The following is a 16,277-nucleotide window of genomic DNA, read 5'->3' as shown; positions in this document are numbered from 1 at the left end:
TCGAGCCCGGGACTGAGCCGCCTGCGCCCCTGAGCGCACGCGGCGCGGTGCAGATCGAGCGCGCGACGCCGGTCCTGGGATCGATCCGCCGAGCTTCCGGCCCAGCCGTGCGTCGGGAGCACCTCGTCGAACAGGCTGAGCCGGTGCCGCCCGGCGCCTGGCGCCCTCCGAGCAGGCCGCCTGCTCCGGTGAGGCGCTCGATCGATGTTCTTTGCAAGGTTCGGCAAGCGCCTGGCTCGCGCTCGGCGAGCGCGCTGCACGAGGAGCGCGCCCCGCGCCCCATCGCGGCGGAGGCCAGGAGATCGCCGCCCGACGTGCGAGGCTCGCTGCGTGACATGGCGAGGCCCTCACGGATCAAGCGACGCCCTGCGCGGGTCGAAGGACAAGGCTCTTCGATAAGAGCGCAAATCTTGACGGTTGCGCGAATCCTGCTTCGCACCCCACGGCGCGCCGTCACCACGCGTGATCGTGTACTGCCGTCGGGATCCGCTGTACGGCGCGAAATTCTCGTCGGAGGCTGCTGCAACCGGAGACTGCCGGTGAAGCGGTACTGCCTCGCGTAAGCACCGGCCGAACCATCATCGCTGCTTGACCTTGGCGCATCGAGCCGTTTACGTTGGCGCCCGCTCGGACCGGGGAGAATCGTCGAAGTCGCCGCGCACGCACATCAACCAGCGGCTGGGCAGCCGCCCTGCGCAAGCTGGATCTGTCTACGAGGGGGGTTTGCTGCATGCAGCCAAGCCCGCATCGGAATCAGGGACCGCACCCGTGGTCACCTCCCGACTGCCAGCCTGCGCGCCTCGGGTATCGACGAGCTCTGAAGTGGAGGAAATATGGCAGTTGGCAAGGTTAAGTGGTTCAACGACGAGAAGGGTTGGGGCTTCATCAAGCAAGAGACTGGCCCCGACGTCTTCGTTCACTATTCGCAGATCAACGGGGAGGGGCGCCGCCGTCTTTTCGAGGACGAGACCGTTGAATTTGAGATCAAAGAAGGTCCCAAAGGTCTGCAGGCGGTCAACGTGATCCGCGCCACCGCCTGACTTTCCTCCTGACCAGAGCCCCACCGGATTGCCCGCGCAGCGCCCCCGCTGCGCTCGAGTCACGGCATCGCCGAGCCCCGAACATCGCACGCCCGCTTGGAGGGTCCTGCGCGTGGCGGATGGATTGCGCGCGGCTCCGGTGGGGCGCTCGGCGGAGCGTCGATTCGAAGGGGAGCGCTCGGCGGAGGGCCGAGCGCGCGGCGGGCTCATCGCTCGGGGACCGGGACCTCGCGGAACGCGTCTTGACCCGGGACGAAGCGGTGTGACGTGATGCCCCCGATCGTCCCCGCGTCGTCGATCTCGTAGACATTGAACCCGGCCATCCGTTCATCGCTGTCGTGAAGGAGCGAAGCGCTGGTGGCGCCCACGGCGTCGATGTGACCCCGCTCGGTGTGCAGCTTGCGGTGGATGCGCCGGTGCAGGTGCCCGTGCAGCAGCAAGCCGCGGCGAACCTGCCGCAGCAACCGCCCCTCGGCCGCGGCGTCACCCAGGCCTTCCAGCAAGGTCTTCGCCCGGCTCGCCGGGTTATGGAAGGGGTGGTGCTGGAGCACGACCGGCGTTCGCCGTCGCACCTCCGGGTGCGCTAGCGCTCGCTCGAGCGCGCGCAGCTGGACCGGGCCGAGCCGCCCCGATGCCACCAGCGGGGGACGCGGCCAGGCGGTCGAGAGGCCGATGATCGCGACCGGCCCGCGCAGGTGCACGAAGGGGAACGCCGAGCCTGCGTCATCGCGGCCGGCCCCGCCGTCGTCGCTCTTCCCAGGCGCGTCGAGGACGAGGTCGGAGCGCAGGTACGGCGCGAAGTACCGAGAGAAGCGCTGCGAGCGGTGCGCGCCCTTCGTGTACGCGTCGTGGTTCCCCGGGACGATGCTCACCCGCTCGGGAGGAAGACCGAGATCGCTCTGCAAGAAGTTGCGGACCAGGACGAACTCTCGCTCGAGCGCGAGGTTCGAGACGTCGCCGGTGATGACGACGTGGTCCACGCCGAGCCGCCGTATCTCCCGCGCCGCTGCGTGCACCGCGTGCGGCTTGTGGATGGCGTGGCGCCGGAAGCGGAGGTTGAGGTAGCCCGTGAGACGCTTGTTCAGGAGCCGGAACGGGATGGCCCCCTCGAGGGAGAGGAGGTGCAGGTCGGAGAGGTGCGCGATCCTCACGGGCGCAGTATGGGCTCTTCCGGCGCGGCGGCCAACCGCCGCGCGCCTCGGCCCGCGCGGCGGCCCACCGCCGCGCTCCTGGGATCGAGCGTCGCGCGCGCCTCGGCCCGCGCGGCGGCCCACCGCCGCGCTCCTGGGATCGAGCGTCGCCCGCAACGGCTCAGGCGTCGCGCGCGCAGCGGAAGCCGCGCCACGCGCGGCGGCTCGTCGGCGAGTCGTGGCCCCGCGCGGCGCCGCGCAGCCAGGGCCGGCCCAGGATGTAGCTGCCGCCCCGCAGCACGCGCTCCTCCCCCATGTCGGGCCCACGCGGGTTCTTCGCGCTGCCGCTTGGATACTCGGGATGGTAGTAATCAGCGACCCACTCCTCGACGTTGCCGGCGAGGTCGTCGATGCCGTCGGGGGTGCGGCCGGCCACGAGCGAGCCGACGGGCGCGAGCTCGAGGAAGCCGTCGCCGTCGTCGAGCTCGTCGAACGACAGCCTCCCGTGGTTCGCGTGGAAAGGGTTGTAGACATGGCCCCAGGGGTAGCGGCGCCCGGCCACGCCGCGCGCAGCCCGCTCCCATTCGGCCTCGGTCGGCAGGCGACCGCCGGCCCAGACGCAGTAGCGCTGCGCGTCGCTCCACGAGACGAGCACCACCGGATACTCGGGCCGATCGAACCGCTGCCCGCCGGAGGCGTACGGGGGTTCGGCGCAGACGCCGGCCGAGACGCACCGGCGGTAGCTCGCGACGGTCACCTCGGTTCGATCGATCCAGAAATCCGACAGGTACACCTCGTGGGGCACGAGCTCATTCGCGAAGCTCGCCTCGGTCTCATCGACGCACAGCTCACCGGCCGGCTCGAGCTTGCAGAGCGTCACCGCGTGCGCGATCTCGACCTCGCTCGATCCCATCGTGAAGCTCCCTGCGCGCACGAGGACGGCGGGCGGGCCGGGCGCGCGCAGCGCGACGACGCTCGCGGGCGACCGCGCGCGCTGGCCCTCGGCGCCCGCCGAGAGCGCGGCCTCCGGGCGCGCCGGGAGGCGCGGGGCGCGCTGCGCGCGGGGCGGTGGAGCGGCCGCGCCGGCCAGGGAGAAGGCGACGAGCGAGGCCACCGTGGCCAGCGTGAAGAGGGCCGCCGGGCGCATGTCGGAGACGTAGCATGCTCCAGCCTCGCGGACTGTTTCCCCCTCTTCCGACTTCGCTCGAGGCGGCGGTCGGTCGTCTGGGACGTCAGGAACACGGCGGGCCGGCTGGTCGAGCGGTCGATCCAGCGTCGCGCGACGCACTTTTGCGGCGCACCTTCGCCGCGCGTCACGCGTGGCGCTCGCCGCGCGACGCGCCGCAAAAGTGCGCTGGGCGCCGAGGAGCGATAGACTCGAGGGGCTCGATGTCAACCCTTATGGACAACGCGAACACGGTGAGCGCGGAGGTCGACGCCGCGGTGATCGAGGCGCTGCATGAGGCGCTCGAGAGCGGAGAGCTCGTGCTCTTCGTGGGGGGAGGCATCTCGGCCGCGGCCGGGCTGCCGACGTGGCGTCAGCTCGTCGATCTGCTCGTCGAGAGGGTGCGCGAGCAGGCCAGCGACGAGGTCGCGATCGCCGAGGTCGCGGCGCTCGCGCGATCGCAGCGCTACAGCGAGGCGCTGGGCGCGGCGGAGCAAGCGCTCGGCGCAGCGGAGTTCAACGCGTTCGTCGAGGATGCGCTCGACGACGAGGGGCTCGATCCGCCGCGGATCGCGATCGCGATCGCCGCGCTGCGAGACAAGCTGCGCGCGGTGCTCACCACGAACCTGAACCACCTGCTCGAGCGCGCCTTCGGCTTCGAGTGGGACACCCTGTGGCGCGTCACCGACGAGGTCGCGTGGCGGCGGCGGTTCATCCTCAAGCTGCACGGCACGCTGAAGGAGCCGCACAGCTGGGTGTTCGCGCGCGAGCGCTTCCTTGCGTCGATCGCGCCGCCCGACGTGCGCAAGTCGCTCACGACCGTGCTCTCGCGGTGCCCCGTGCTCTTCATCGGCTTCGGGCGCGCCGACGGCAACTTCGAGGAGATGCTGGCGGACATCCACGCGCTCTCGGGCGCCTCGCCGCCGCCCCGCTTCGTCATCGCCCCGGGCGCGAGCCTGACGCCGCACCGCCGCAAGACGCTCGCGGACATGGGGTTCCTGCTCCTGCCTTACGACACCCCCGACGGCAGCCACGACCGGGTGCTCGCGATCCTCGAGCGCACGTGCGCGCCCCGGCCGCGCGCGGTCACGTCGCGCGGCCGCTCGATCCTTCCTCCCCCGATCCCCGATCTCGAGCTCCCGCCCTCCTCGTCGCCGCTCGGCGCGCCGTACGACATCCCGCCCGACTCGGCCGCGTACGACGACACGGTCACGATGACGGGGGCGCTCGAAGGGTCGCGGCGCGAGCGCGTCTCCGAGCCCCCTGCGAGCCCGATCGAGGTGTTCTTCTCGTACTCGGAGAGCAACCGCGAGCTGCGCGACAAGCTCGAGACGCACCTCGCCATCCTCAAGCGCAAGGGCGTCATCCGCGGCTGGCACGACGGTGAGATCGGCGCTGGCGAGGAGCGCGACACGGCGCTCGCCGAGCACCTCGAGACCGCGAAGGTCATCCTCCTGCTCATCAGCGCGGACTTCCTCGCGTCGGACTTCTGCTACGACGTCGAGATGCAGAAGGCGATCGAGCGCCACGATCGGGGTGAGGCGCGCGTCATCCCCGTCATCCTCGACGCCTGCGACTGGGAGGGCGCGCCCTTCGGCAGGCTGGCCAGCTTGCCGCGGGGCGGGCGCCCGGTGACGAGCTGGGTCAACCAGAGCGAGGCGTTCACCGACATCGCAAAGGGCATCCGAAAGCAGGTCGAGCAGCTCACTCAAAACCCCTCCTGAGCTCACCGAGCGCCGGCACCCAGCCGGTGAGCAATTCAGAGGTGCCACCGCCGCCCGGGATCTGGGGCGTCCCCGCGTCGACCAGCCGGAACCTGGCCGCGCGCGACGATCTGCTCGCCGAGATCGGCGCCGCGCTCGCCAGGCGGGGCGTGGCGCCGCTCTGCGGGCTCGGCGGCACCGGCAAGACCAAGCTCGCGATCGAGTACGCGTACCGCAACGCCGGAGCCTACGACACCGTCTTCCTGATCGACGGCCAGAGCCAGGCGACGATGGACGCCTCCTTCGTCACGCTCGCCGCGGAGATGAGGCTGCCCGAGCACGAGCAGCTGGATCCCGCGCGCGCCGTCGCCGCGGTGCGCAGCAAGCTCGGGCGTCGCGGGCGCTGGCTCCTCCTCTTCGATGGCGTGCGCGACCCGAGCGAGGTCGAGCCCTATATCCCGAGCGTCTCCCACGGCGGTCGCGTGCTCACGACCTCGCAGAACCCTATCTGGCGCGGTCTCACGACGGTGAACGTCCGCGGTATCGAGCGCGCCGAGTCGGTGCGCTTCCTGCTCCAGCGCACGGGCGAGACCGACGCGGAGTCGGCCGACGCGCTCGCAGAGGAGCTCGGCGATCTGCCGCTCGCCCTGGCGCAGGCCGGCGCGTACATCGAGGAGACCGGACGCCCGCTCGCGGAGTACCTCGCCCTGTTCCGCCAGCGGCCGGCCGCGCTCCTGGAGCGCCCCGCCAGCTTCCCGGTGACGGTCGCGACCGCCTGGGAGAGCGCGCTCGCGGCCGTGTTCAGCCACCAGGCAGCGGCAGAGCTCCTCAGCTTGTGCTCGTTCCTGCCGATGGACGCGATCCCCCGGCGGTCGCTCGGCGAGTACGATCCGCTCGCGCTCGACGACGCCATCGCGATGCTGCGGCTGCACTCGCTGATCGAGGTGCGGCCGCACGCCCTCAGCGTTCACCGCCTCGTGAAGATCGTCGTCCGCAACCAGCTGCGGCGGGACGATCGGCGGCGATGGATGGAAGCGGCGCGCCGCATCGTTCAGGCTTCCGGCCGGATCTCCCCGAGCACGGAAGAGGAGCGCGAAGGTAGGACGGAGCCGGAGTCGGGGTAAGGCAAGCCCCTCACGAGACGATGGAGGTTCGACCCGCATGTATCCGCCGACAGCGTCAACTACCGTCTCTTCCTGGGTCTTTTCCGACCGCGTATTCTCGTTGCGCGTCAGGTCCGTCGTGAGACTTTAAGGCCCGCGAGAGGAACTATGGTTGCCTTGGCGACGAGCCCCGCCGATGTGTTCTTCTCCTACTCTCCGAGGGACGAGGACCTGCGGCCCAAGATCGAGACCCACCTCGACGCGCTGAAACGGCAGGGGGTCATCCGGAATTACCAGGGCTTCGCGCTCGGCGGAGGGAGGGAGCGGCGAGAGGCGACCGCGGCGAGGCTGCGCGAGGCCCGGGTCGTGCTGCTGCTCGTGAGCGCGGATTTCCTCTCCACCGACGCGTGGCTCTCTGCGGAGATGCGGGAGGCGATCGCTCGCCACGAGGCCGGCGAGTGCCGGGTCATCCCCGTGATCCTGCGGCCCTGCGCCTGGGAGAAGACGCTGCTCGGTGCGCTGCAGCCGCTGCCGAGCCGCGCGCGGCCCGTGACGAGCTACCCCAACCAGAGCGAGGCGTTCACGGAGATCGCGAAGGGGATCCGGAGCGCCGTCCGCGAGACGGAGCCGCCGACGCAGCGGCCGGCCGCTCGAAGACCGTCGAGCTCGCCCGACGCGGAGCCGCACATCAAGAAGCTGCCGCCGCGCAACCCGGGCTTCACCGGGCGCGACCAGCTCCTGAGCGAGCTGCGGAGCACGCTCACGACGGGAGGGCCCGCGGCGCTAACGCAGTCGATCAGCGGCCTCGGCGGCGTCGGCAAGACGCAGCTCGTCGCCGAGTACGCGCACCGGTACGCGAGCCAGTACAACGTCGTCTGGTGGATCCGCGCCGAGGAGCCGGCCATGGCGGCCGAGGACTTCGCGCGCCTCGCCGCGGCCCTCGACCTGCCAGAGCAGAACGAGGCCGACCACCGGATCGCGATCGAGGCGGCCCGGTCGTGGCTGTCGCGCAACGACAAGTGGCTCCTCATCTTCGACAACGTGAACGATCCGCAGGACGTCGCCCCGTACCTGCCGCACCCGCGCACCGGGCACATCCTCATCACCTCGCGCAACCCGAGCTTCCGCGGCATCGCCACCCCGCTCACCGTTCCGGCGCTCGACCGCGCCGACTCGGTGAAGTTCCTGCTCGATCGGACAGGGCAGAGCGACGCGCGCGCCGCGGAGAAGCTCGCCGAGACGCTCGGGGATCTCCCCCTCGCGCTGGTGCAGGCGGCGGCGACCATCAAGGAGACGGGATCGTCGATCGCGACCTACCACGCCGCCTTCGGCGATCACCAGCGCGGGCTCCTGCTCCGCGGCATGCCGATGGACTACCCGACGCCGATCGCCACGACCTGGGGCCTCGCGTTCCAGGAGGCGCAGCGCTTCTCGCCCGTCGCGGTCGACCTCTTGAGCCTGTGCGCGTACCTGGCGCCCGATGACATCCCGCGCGAGGGCCTCGCCGACGCCGCGCCGCACCTGCCGGCGGCGCTCGCGGAGGCGCTGAGCGATCCGCTGATGCTCGACGAGGCGGTCGCCGCGCTCCGCCGCTACTCGTTCATCGACGTGCACGAAGGCGCGCTCTCCGTGCACCGCCTCGTCCAGGCGGTGGTCCGCGATCGCCTCTCGCCCGAGGACCGGAAGGTGTGGGCCGAGGCGGCGATCCGGCTCGTCGACCACGCGTTCCCCGAGAGCAGCGACGATGTGGAGACGTGGCCCTTCTGCGCCCGATGGCTGCCGCACGCGCTCGCCGCGGCGAGCCAGGCCGAAGCGCACGACGTCGCGAGGGAGGTGCGCGGGCGGCTCCTCGCCCGGTTCGCCGTCTACCTGCAGGGGCGCGCCGCGTTCGCGGAGTCGAAGGGGTACCTGGAGCGGGCGCTCGCGCTCCACGAGGCGGTGTTCGGCGACGACGATCCGAAGGTCGCGGCCGTGCTGCGCAGCCTCGGCAGCGTCCTCCACGATCTCGGCGATCTCGGCGGCGCGCGGGCTCACCTGGAGCGCGCGCTGGCGATCGACATCGCGAGCTTCGGCCCCGATCACCCGGACGTCGCGCGCGACGTGAACGACCTCGGCAGCGTGCTCATGGATCAGGGCGATCTGCCGGGCGCCCGCAAGCACCTGGAGCGCGCCCTCGCCATCGACGAGGCGACGTACGGCCCCGACGATCCGAGCGTCGCGATACGGCTCAACAACCTGGGCGCGCTCTTCCGCGACCTCGGCGACTTCGCGGGCGCGCGCGTGCACCTCGAGCGGGCGCTCGCGATCGACATCCGCGCCTACGGTCCGGATCACCCGACGGTCGCGATCGGGCGCACGAACCTCGGTCGGCTGCTCCACGATCTCGGCGACCTCAAGGGAGCGCGCGATCAGTTCGAGGAGGCCCTCAAGATCGACGAGCACAGCTACGGCCTCTACCACCCGCGCTTCGCGCTCGCGCTGAACAACCGCGGGCGCGTGCTGCGCGATCTCGGCGACCTGGCCGGCGCGCGCGCCGACTTCGAGCGCGCGCTCGCGATCGTCGAGGACACCTACGGGCCGGACCACCCGGACGTGGCGCGGGACATCAACAACCTCGGCAGCGTGCTGCGCGACCTCGGCGATCTCGAGGGCGCGCGCGCGAACTTCGCGCGCGTGCTGAAGATCGCCGAGGCGACCTACGGCCCGGACCACCCGGCTGTGGCGATCGGCTGCAACAACCTCGGCAGCGTGCTGCAAGCTCTCGGCGAGCTGCCCGGGGCGCGCGAGCAGCTGGAGCGCGCGCTCGGCATCGCGCAAGCCACGTACGGCCCGGATCATCCGGTCGTGGCGAGCATCGTGAACAACCTCGGGCGCGTCTTGCAGGCGCTCGGCGATCTGTCGGGAGCGTGGCAGCAGATCGAGCGCGCCGTGGCGATCGCCACGAAGGCGCTCGGGCCGTCGCACCCGTCCGTGCAGATCTTCTCGCGGAACCTTGCGCGCCTCGGCGACGCCCTCGGGAGCAGCGCCGGGGCCACCTGAGCGCCGCGCAAGGAGGACGCCGGGGCGAGGTGCCCCGGCGTTCGCTGCGTCCTGGCGATTCCTTGAGCCAGGTGTGCGGAGCTAGCCGAGCAGGATCTGCGTCGGGTGCTCCAGGAGCTGGCGCAGGACCTTGAGGAAGGTCGCGCCGACCGCGCCGTCGACGACGCGATGATCGCAGGAGAGCGTCATGCTCAGGCGGCGGCCCGGCACGATCTGCTCGCCGCGCACGACGGGCTCCTGGCGGACCTGGCCCACGGCGAGGATCGCGCCCTCGGGCGGGTTGATGACGGCGCCGAAGTTGTCGATCCCGTACATGCCGAGGTTCGAGATCGAGAACGTGCCGTTCGCCATCTCCTCGGGCCGCAGCTTCTTCGCCTTGGCCCGCCCGGCGAGCTCGCGCACCTCGGCCGCGATGTCGAGCACCTGCTTGCGATCGACGTCGCGCACCACCGGCGTGACAAGGCCTTCGGGGACGGCGACCGCGACCGAGATGTCGACGCGCTGGTGGACGAGGATCGCGTCCGGGGTGAACTGCGCGTTGCACTCCGGGACGCGCACGAGCGCGATGGCGCACGCCTTGACGAGGAGATCGTTGAAGCTGACCTTGGCCGGCTTCTCCCCCTCGGCGGCGGTCGCGGCGAGATCCGCGTTGATCTGCTCGCGCAGCGCGTTCAGCGGATCGGCGTCGACGTCGATCGAGAGGTAGAAGTGCGGGACCGTCTGCTTGGACTCGGTGAGGCGCCGGGCGATCGCCTTGCGCATCATGCTGAGCGGCCGCACCTCCGGCGCAGCGAGCTCGCCGGGGGCGGTCGCCCTGGCCGCCGCGGCGGCCGGCGCCGGCTTCAGCCCCTCGAGGTCGCGCGCGACGATGCGCCCGCGCGGACCGCTGCCGGCGACGTTGCTGAGGTCGAGCCCGCGCTCTCGGCCGAGCTTCCGCACGTAGGGCGACGCCTTCACGCGCCCGTTCGACGACGGCTGCGGCGCGGCCGGCTGCGTGGGCGGCGAGACCGCCTCGCCGCGCGCCGCGGGCGGCGGGCTCGTCACGGGCGCGTCGCCGCCGGCCGGCGGCGCGGCGCGCTCTCCCTTGGGCTGAGCCTCCGCCGCGCTCGGCTTCGCCGCGGCGGCGGCGCCGCTCCCGCCGGCGAGGGCGCTTACGTCCTCGCCCGGGGCGCCGATGATCGCGACAGGCTGGCCGAGCTGAACCACGCTGCCCGCAGGCACGAGGATCTTGAGCAACGTCCCTCGATCGAAGGACTTGTACTCCATGGTCGCCTTGTCGGTCTCGACCTCTGCGAGCAGATCGTCGATGTCGATCGCGTCGCCTTCCTTCTTGTGCCAGGCGCTGATCTGCCCCTCCTCCATGGTCGGGGACAGCTTCGGAAGTTCCAGAACCTTCGCCATGGGTCTATCAACCTTGATCGGGGATGTGGGTCCGCTCAGTCAGCTTTTGTAGAGAACGCGGTGAACGTTTTCGATGATCCGCGACGCCTGCGGGATCACGTACTGCTCCAGCCGCGCGTTGTAGGGCATCGGGACGTCGAGCGTCGTCGCGCGCAGCACGGGCGCGTCCAGCTCGTCGAACGCGAGCCGCTGGATGCGATCGGCGATCTCCGCGCCGACGCCGCCGTACGGCCAGCCCTCGTGCGCCACGACCGCGCGGTGCGTCTTCGTGACGCTCTTCACGATCGTCTCCTCGTCGAGCGGGCGCAGCGATCGCAGGTCCACGATCTCCGCGCTGATGCCCTCCTTCTCCAGCTCCGCGGCCGCCTCGAGCGCGACGTGCACCATCCGGCTCCACGCGATGATCGAGACGTCGGTCCCCTCGCGCACGATCGACGCGACGCCGAGCGGCACGATGAAATCGGGATCGTCGGGCACCTCGCCCTTCACGCCGTAGAGCGTCTCGCTCTCCATGAAGAGCACCGGGTTGTCGTCCCGGATCGCCGACTTCAGGAGACCCTTCGCGTCCGCCGGCATCGCGGGCGCGAGGACCTTGAGGCCGGGGACGTGCGCGTAGAAGTGCTCCATCGCGTGCGAGTGCTGCGAGCCGACCTGCTTCGCCGAGCCGTTCGGCGCCCGCAGCACGAGCGGGATGCTGAGCTGCCCGCCGGACATCTGCCGGAGCTTCGCCGCGTTGTTGAGGATCTGGTCGAACGCCACGGCGGAGAAGTTCCACGTCATGTACTCGACGATCGGCCGGAGCCCGACCATCGCGGCGCCGATCGAGATGCCCGTGAACCCGCTCTCGGTGATGGGCGCGTCGATCACGCGCCTGCTCCCGAACTTGTCGAGCATCCCCTCGGTCACCTTGTAGGCGCCCTGGTAGTGCCCGACCTCCTCGCCGACGAGGTACACCCGCTCGTCGCGCTCCATTTCCTCGACCATGGCGGCGCGAACCGCCTCACGGAATCTTAGGACGGTCATCGCGCAAAAGGTCCTGCATAGGTTGTGGGCTCGAGCACCTCGGGCCCGGGTTCGGGGCTCTCCTCGGCGAAGCGGATCGCGTCGGTGATCTCGTCTTCCACCTCTTTCTCGATCGCCTCGAGGGCGGCCTTGTGGCCCTTCTCCTCGAGCTCGACGCGAGAGCGGAGGAGCACGTCCTTCTTCTTGCGCTCCTCGAGCTCCTCCTTCGTCCGGTACTTGCCGGGATCGCTCATCGAGTGGCCCCGGAAGCGGTACGTCCTGATCTCGACCAGCGTCGGCTCCGAGTTCGTGCGCGCCCGCGCGACGGCCTCGGCGAGGCGATCGCGCACCTGGAGGACGTGCTCGGAGTTGAAGCGATCGCGCTCCATCCCGTAGGCGAGCGCCTTCAGCGAGACGTCCTCGACCGAGAGCGTCCGGGAGAGCGGCGTCCCCATCGCGTACTCGTTGTTCTCGCAGACGAACACGATCGGCAGCTTCCACAGCGCCGCGAGCGACATCCCTTCGTGGAAGTCGCCGATGCTCACCGCGCCCTCGCCGAAGAACACCATCGAGACCCGGTCCTCGCCGCGGTACTTCGACGCGAACGCGGTCCCGACGGCGATGGGGATGTGCCCGCCGACGATGCCGTAGCCGCCGAGCATGTTGTGCTCTTTGTCGAAGAAGTGCATCGAGCCGCCGAGCCCCTTCGAGCACCCGGTGACCTTGCCGTAGAGCTCGGCCATCGCGGCGCGCGGGCTCATCCCGCGGGCGAGCGCGAGCCCGTGATCGCGGTAGGTGGTCATCACGTAGTCGTCGGGGCGGAGCGCCGCGGAGGCACCGACGGCGATGGGCTCCTGACCGATGTACAGGTGAAGGAACCCACCGATCTTGCTCTGCGCGTACGCGCGGGCCGCCTCTTCCTCGAAGCGGCGTATCTGAAACATCTTTCGGTAGAGCGACAGATGGAGATCGTCGCCGTTTGTCAGGGTAGTCATCGCGGAGATCTCAAGGGGCAGAACAGCAATTCAGACAGTCGCTAGGGCAGAGGTCGGCGTGAATCCAGGGCGCCTCTCCGGGTCCTGCGATGGACCCAGCGAGCCGCTTGACGTCGGCCGTGCAGGACAGCGACGGTGCTTACTCGGGCTCCTTTACGGGAGTTTTTTCCGCGTGACAACGCATCCGCGATGTCACGCGTTCAACGCGCAGCAGCATCGGCACCACCGGCGTCTTGCGCGCCGGGCTCTGTGGCCTCTGGCACGTCGAGGTCGTCGGTCTCCGGTGTTCCGGCGTCCGCGGCCTGCTCGTCCTCGGGGAGCGCGGTCGACACGGGCGAGGGCGCGGCGCTGCCCGGCGCGCTCGCGCTGGGCTCCGCGGCGCTGGGCTCCGCGGCGCTGGGCTCCGCGGCGCTGGGCTCCGCGCTGACCGTCGCGCGCGCGGTGGTGTCGGCGGGGTCGTGCTTCGGGCGCGCAGGCCGCGTCGACGGCGCGGGGCGCGGTCGCGGCGCCGTCGTCGCCGACGACGCGCTCGGCGCTGCTCCGACGGCGGGCTCCTCGGCGGGCGCGTCTGCAGATCGCAGCGCGGTGTGGAGGAGCAGCGCGGCCGTGGCCACGACCACGGCCGCGCCCACGGCGATCTGCCCCGCCTTCCGTTCGCGGGGAGGGAAGTTGATGTCGAGCGGATCCGCGCGCACCGCGGCTGGCTCGGCGGACAGCGCCGGCGTCGCCGTGACGGCGCTGTCCAGCATCCGCCTCGGCATCTGGCTGGAGGCGGCCCACTCGAGGCTGCTCGCGAACGCGGCGCCGAACTCGTCGCAGCTCGGGTACCTGTCCTCGGGTCGCTTCGACAGCCCGCGCGCGAGCACCTGATCGAGCGACGGCGGGAGGCCGAGCTCCCTCGCGATCGGCGGCGGCTCGTCGGTCGCGATCCGCGACGCGACCGAGACCGCGTCGTCGCCCGGGAACGCGCGGCTCCCGGAGATCGCCTCGTACATGACGGCGGCGAGCGAGAACTGATCGCTCTCGGGCGAGAACTTCCCGACGCGGAACGTCTCCGGCGCGCTGTACGCGGGCGTCCCCATGAGCCCTCCCTGGTGCGTCAGCGTCGAGTCCGGGATCCGCGCGATGCCGAAGTCGGCGATCTTGCCGCCGTTCATCGAGAGGATGATGTTCTCCGGCTTGATGTCGCGGTGGACGATGCCTGCCCTGTGCGCGATCGTGAGCGCCTCGCCGAGCTCGCGCGCGAGGCGCGCCGCCTGCGCCGCCGAGAGCGGCCGCTCGAGGAGGTGCTGCTTGAGCGTCGGCCCCTCGACGTACTCGAAGACGAGGTAGAGCCCGAAGTCCGGGTCCTCGCCGACGTCATGGAGCGTGACGAGGTTCGGGTGGGTCACCCGGGCGGCGGCGCGCGCTTCGTGGCGCATCCTCACGATCAGCTGCTCGCGGACGTCGCGCGGGATGCGCAGGTCGTCGCGCAGGTGCTTCAGCGCGACGTCGCGATCGAGCAGCGGATCGTGCGCCAGCAGCACGCGCCCCATCGCCCCCTCGCCGAGGAGGCGCTGCACGTGGTAGCGGCCGAGGGCGGCGGGCAGCACGGAGCTATCGCTCGGCTGTGCGAGCGCGCCGCCGCCATCGGAGGACGAGGATCGAGGCACGTCGCGTCGGTTCTAACCGGCCAGCGGCCCCGGCGGAAGGCCTGGCCGGCGTCTCGCTTCCGGTTATGCTCTGCCGCAGCGCGCCCCGGGTCCACGAGCGGCGCTCGCGGTCCTGCGGAGGCGGTCCCCGCAGGGCCCTGGCGGCGTGCGGCATCCCAGAGAGGGCGCAGCGAGCACAGATGAGCACCGAGAGCGCGTCGAAGCCGGTCCAGGTCGCCGGAGCTACGAAGAAGCGGGGCAAGGCCAAGTACATCGTGCTCGTCGGCCTCGTGCTCATCGTCGTCCTCGCCCAGCAGACGGGGCTCCTCGGCTTCGGCGTGGCGCACCTCCGCGCTGCAACATTCCCGAGAGACGAATCGCTGCTCGAATATGTCCAAGGCAGCGTCCCCGGCGTGGTGATCGTCGACCCTCACCAGATCGACCTGAAGGCGCTCGGCGCGGAGGGGGGCGCGGTGCGGCTGCACATCGAGCGCACCCGAGACGACATCAAGAAGGCGACGGGCATCGATCTCGGGTTCGACGTCGACAAGCTGGTCGTCGCCCCGTCGCTCGTGGTCGCGCGCGGGCGTTTCAACGAGCAGAAGCTCGCGGAGCGCCTGGCGACGCACAGCTACGTCCAGGCAGAGTACAAAGGCGTGAAGTACCTGCTCCGCGCCGGCGAGGACGCGATCGCCGTGCGCGACGGGTCGATCCTGCTGTACGGCGCCGAGCCGGAGATCCGCGCGAGCATCGACGCCGAGGAGGCCGGGACGTCGCTGGCGAGCCGGGACGAGGCGACGTCGCGCCTCGCGCACATCGGGTGGGATCGTCCCCTCCTGGGCGTCGCTCTCCTTTCCGAGAGCAAGCCGAGCCTCCGCGCGATCCTCACCGGCTCCACGGGCCCGCGCGCCGTCACCGTCGGCGTCTCGACGAAGGGCGGGCTCTCGGTGACCGTCGCGATCGACGCCGCGTCGGCCGACGCGGCCGAAGAGCTCCGGAAGCTCCTCGAGGAGAAGCGCGCGAACGTCGATGCGCTGAAGGCGCTCGTCGGACCGGAGCCCGGGGCGGCGCTCGCCGAGATCGCGAAGCGCGCGACGCTCGCCGTGGAGCCGGGCGCCGGCCGGCTGACGGTGCAAGCGGAGGTGCGCCCCGAGGAGATCGAGCAGCTCGCGAAGGCCGGCTATGCGGCGGCGGGCTCGCTCGGGGATATGTACAAAAATGTGCGGCTTCTTCAGCTCCTCGCGCCGAGCCCCTGACGCCGTCGTCCGAGCGGGAGGTGCGCTCGGCCCGCATCGATCTGGATACGGCTGTGCATGACGGTACCACCGCTCATGTCGAGCGGGAGCTGCCGGCGGTGTGGCCCTGGTCGAGGCTCAGAGCTCGGCGCAGCGCGGGCACCGCGCCTCGACCCGGTCCGTCGCGCTCTTGACCCGGGCGCGCGCGGCATCGCACCGCTGGTCCGCATCGCCGGCGAGCCCGCAGAGGTGCTGCGCGGCGCGGCTCATGGACGCGAGCGCGCGGCACGCGGTCTCACAGGGCGGCGCAGACGTCGGCTCGGCCTCGATCTTCTTGGCCGGGGGCTCGCCGCCGGCAGCCGTCGCCCGCGGTGACGGCGCGGTGCGGCTGTCGGGTACGATCGGACTCGGCGGTGAAGGCGCCGCCGGCGGCGGCGCTCCCGGCTGCGCCGCTTCCGCCACGGCCCGGCCCTCGTCGCGCTGCGCGGGCGCGCCGATCGCCTGATCGAGCTCGTCCTCCGCGCGCTCGAGCTCCGCGAGCGCCTGGTCGGCCGTCTCGATGGAGCCTCCCTTGTGCGGCGACATCGAGGTCGCACCGGCGGCCTCCGGCGCCACGGGGGCTTGGGCGACGGAGGCTCCGCCGCAGCCCGAGAGCGCGGCGGCGCTGATCCACAGGGTGGCGGCTGCGGGAGACCAGGCACGGTGTCTGTTCATCGGTCCTCCTGCGCCTGACGCGCGGCGCCCGGCTTTCGGCTCATCGCGGCGCCGCGGACCGCGGCCGCGCGCCGAGATCTTGCGTGCGGCGCGGCGAGGATGACCCCCTCGCCGTGCGC

The 16,277-nt window shown here is 71.4% G+C and carries 12 protein-coding genes; 5 read left to right on the top strand and 7 right to left on the bottom strand.

The window, feature by feature from the left end; translation table 11 throughout:
• Nucleotides 1–833: 833 nt before the first annotated feature.
• Complete coding sequence (locus tag WMF19_RS21895; protein WP_012236438.1) at nucleotides 834–1,040, top strand: cold-shock protein; 207 nt, start codon at nucleotides 834–836, stop codon at nucleotides 1,038–1,040.
• A 206-nt stretch (nucleotides 1,041–1,246) separates the two neighbouring features.
• Here the strand turns inward: WMF19_RS21895 and WMF19_RS21890 are convergent, their stop codons facing one another.
• Together WMF19_RS21890 and WMF19_RS21885 are read right to left on the bottom strand one after the other, a co-directional pair.
• The gene (locus WMF19_RS21890) at nucleotides 1,247–2,191 is read right to left on the bottom strand and encodes a metallophosphoesterase family protein (RefSeq protein ID WP_437330498.1); all 945 of its coding nucleotides are present in this window, start codon (nucleotides 2,189–2,191) and stop codon (nucleotides 1,247–1,249) included.
• 160 nt (nucleotides 2,192–2,351) lie between these two features.
• Entirely contained in the window at nucleotides 2,352–3,317 is a 966-nt protein-coding gene (locus WMF19_RS21885; RefSeq protein ID WP_437900860.1) for a formylglycine-generating enzyme family protein, read from the bottom strand.
• Nucleotides 3,318–3,559: 242 nt separating this feature from the next.
• Here WMF19_RS21885 and WMF19_RS21880 point away from each other — a divergent pair, with 242 nt between their 5' ends.
• The 3 genes from WMF19_RS21880 to fxsT all read left to right on the top strand — a co-directional run bounded on the left by WMF19_RS21880 (nucleotide 3,560) and on the right by fxsT (nucleotide 9,180).
• On the top strand, nucleotides 3,560–5,059 hold the full coding sequence (locus WMF19_RS21880) for an SIR2 family protein (RefSeq protein ID WP_437900859.1): 1,500 nt from the start codon (nucleotides 3,560–3,562) through the stop codon (nucleotides 5,057–5,059).
• A 26-nt stretch (nucleotides 5,060–5,085) separates the two neighbouring features.
• Nucleotides 5,086–6,162 carry an ATP/GTP-binding protein gene (locus WMF19_RS21875; protein ID WP_437900858.1) on the top strand — a complete coding sequence of 359 codons (1,077 nt, stop codon included), beginning with the start codon at nucleotides 5,086–5,088 and terminating at the stop codon, nucleotides 6,160–6,162.
• Between the two features lie 147 nt (nucleotides 6,163–6,309).
• Entirely contained in the window at nucleotides 6,310–9,180 is a 2,871-nt protein-coding gene (gene fxsT / locus WMF19_RS21870; RefSeq protein WP_437900857.1) for an FxSxx-COOH system tetratricopeptide repeat protein, read from the top strand.
• A gap of 81 nt (nucleotides 9,181–9,261) precedes the next feature.
• On the opposite strand, the gene WMF19_RS21865 is transcribed toward fxsT, so the two are convergent.
• The 4 genes from WMF19_RS21865 to WMF19_RS21850 all read right to left on the bottom strand — a co-directional run bounded on the left by WMF19_RS21865 (nucleotide 9,262) and on the right by WMF19_RS21850 (nucleotide 14,230).
• Complete coding sequence (locus WMF19_RS21865) at nucleotides 9,262–10,581, bottom strand: pyruvate dehydrogenase complex dihydrolipoamide acetyltransferase (RefSeq protein WP_437900856.1); 1,320 nt, start codon at nucleotides 10,579–10,581, stop codon at nucleotides 9,262–9,264.
• 39 nt (nucleotides 10,582–10,620) lie between these two features.
• Complete coding sequence (locus WMF19_RS21860) at nucleotides 10,621–11,604, bottom strand: pyruvate dehydrogenase complex E1 component subunit beta (protein ID WP_437803372.1); 984 nt, start codon at nucleotides 11,602–11,604, stop codon at nucleotides 10,621–10,623.
• Nucleotides 11,601–12,578 carry a pyruvate dehydrogenase (acetyl-transferring) E1 component subunit alpha gene (pdhA, locus tag WMF19_RS21855; protein WP_272099573.1) on the bottom strand — a complete coding sequence of 326 codons (978 nt, stop codon included), beginning with the start codon at nucleotides 12,576–12,578 and terminating at the stop codon, nucleotides 11,601–11,603. The genes WMF19_RS21860 and pdhA overlap by 4 nt, the downstream gene beginning before the upstream one ends.
• Before the next feature lie 200 nt (nucleotides 12,579–12,778).
• Complete coding sequence (locus tag WMF19_RS21850) at nucleotides 12,779–14,230, bottom strand: protein kinase domain-containing protein (RefSeq protein ID WP_437900855.1); 1,452 nt, start codon at nucleotides 14,228–14,230, stop codon at nucleotides 12,779–12,781.
• 179 nt (nucleotides 14,231–14,409) lie between these two features.
• On the opposite strand from WMF19_RS21850, the gene WMF19_RS21845 reads away from it, so the two are divergent.
• Nucleotides 14,410–15,465 (top strand): hypothetical protein, encoded by a 1,056-nt coding sequence (locus tag WMF19_RS21845; protein WP_437900854.1) that lies wholly within the window; start codon nucleotides 14,410–14,412, stop codon nucleotides 15,463–15,465.
• A gap of 117 nt (nucleotides 15,466–15,582) precedes the next feature.
• On the opposite strand, the gene WMF19_RS21840 is transcribed toward WMF19_RS21845, so the two are convergent.
• Complete coding sequence (locus WMF19_RS21840) at nucleotides 15,583–16,158, bottom strand: hypothetical protein (RefSeq protein WP_437900853.1); 576 nt, start codon at nucleotides 16,156–16,158, stop codon at nucleotides 15,583–15,585.
• Nucleotides 16,159–16,277 lie beyond the last annotated feature (119 nt).

Origin of the sequence: Sorangium sp. So ce124 (assembly GCF_051525235.1) — a bacterium.
Classification (GTDB): Bacteria; Myxococcota_A; Polyangia; order Polyangiales; family Polyangiaceae; genus Sorangium; species Sorangium atrum.
Note: the sequence above shows the minus strand (reverse complement) of the source record. Positions and strands in the feature narration are given on the sequence as shown.

What these genes read in the sequence shown, in the direction of transcription:
- WMF19_RS21895 (WP_012236438.1), top strand. Translation starts at nt 834, where the DNA reads ATGGCAGTTGGCAAGGTTAAGTGGTTCAACGACGAGAAGGGTTGGGGC.
- WMF19_RS21885 (WP_437900860.1), bottom strand. Translation starts at nt 3,317, where the DNA reads ATGCGCCCGGCGGCCCTCTTCACGCTGGCCACGGTGGCCTCGCTCGTC.
- WMF19_RS21880 (WP_437900859.1), top strand. Translation starts at nt 3,560, where the DNA reads ATGTCAACCCTTATGGACAACGCGAACACGGTGAGCGCGGAGGTCGAC.
- fxsT (WP_437900857.1), top strand. Translation starts at nt 6,310, where the DNA reads ATGGTTGCCTTGGCGACGAGCCCCGCCGATGTGTTCTTCTCCTACTCT.
- WMF19_RS21865 (WP_437900856.1), bottom strand. Translation starts at nt 10,581, where the DNA reads ATGGCGAAGGTTCTGGAACTTCCGAAGCTGTCCCCGACCATGGAGGAG.
- WMF19_RS21860 (WP_437803372.1), bottom strand. Translation starts at nt 11,604, where the DNA reads ATGACCGTCCTAAGATTCCGTGAGGCGGTTCGCGCCGCCATGGTCGAG.
- pdhA (WP_272099573.1), bottom strand. Translation starts at nt 12,578, where the DNA reads ATGACTACCCTGACAAACGGCGACGATCTCCATCTGTCGCTCTACCGA.
- WMF19_RS21845 (WP_437900854.1), top strand. Translation starts at nt 14,410, where the DNA reads ATGAGCACCGAGAGCGCGTCGAAGCCGGTCCAGGTCGCCGGAGCTACG.
- WMF19_RS21840 (WP_437900853.1), bottom strand. Translation starts at nt 16,158, where the DNA reads ATGAACAGACACCGTGCCTGGTCTCCCGCAGCCGCCACCCTGTGGATC.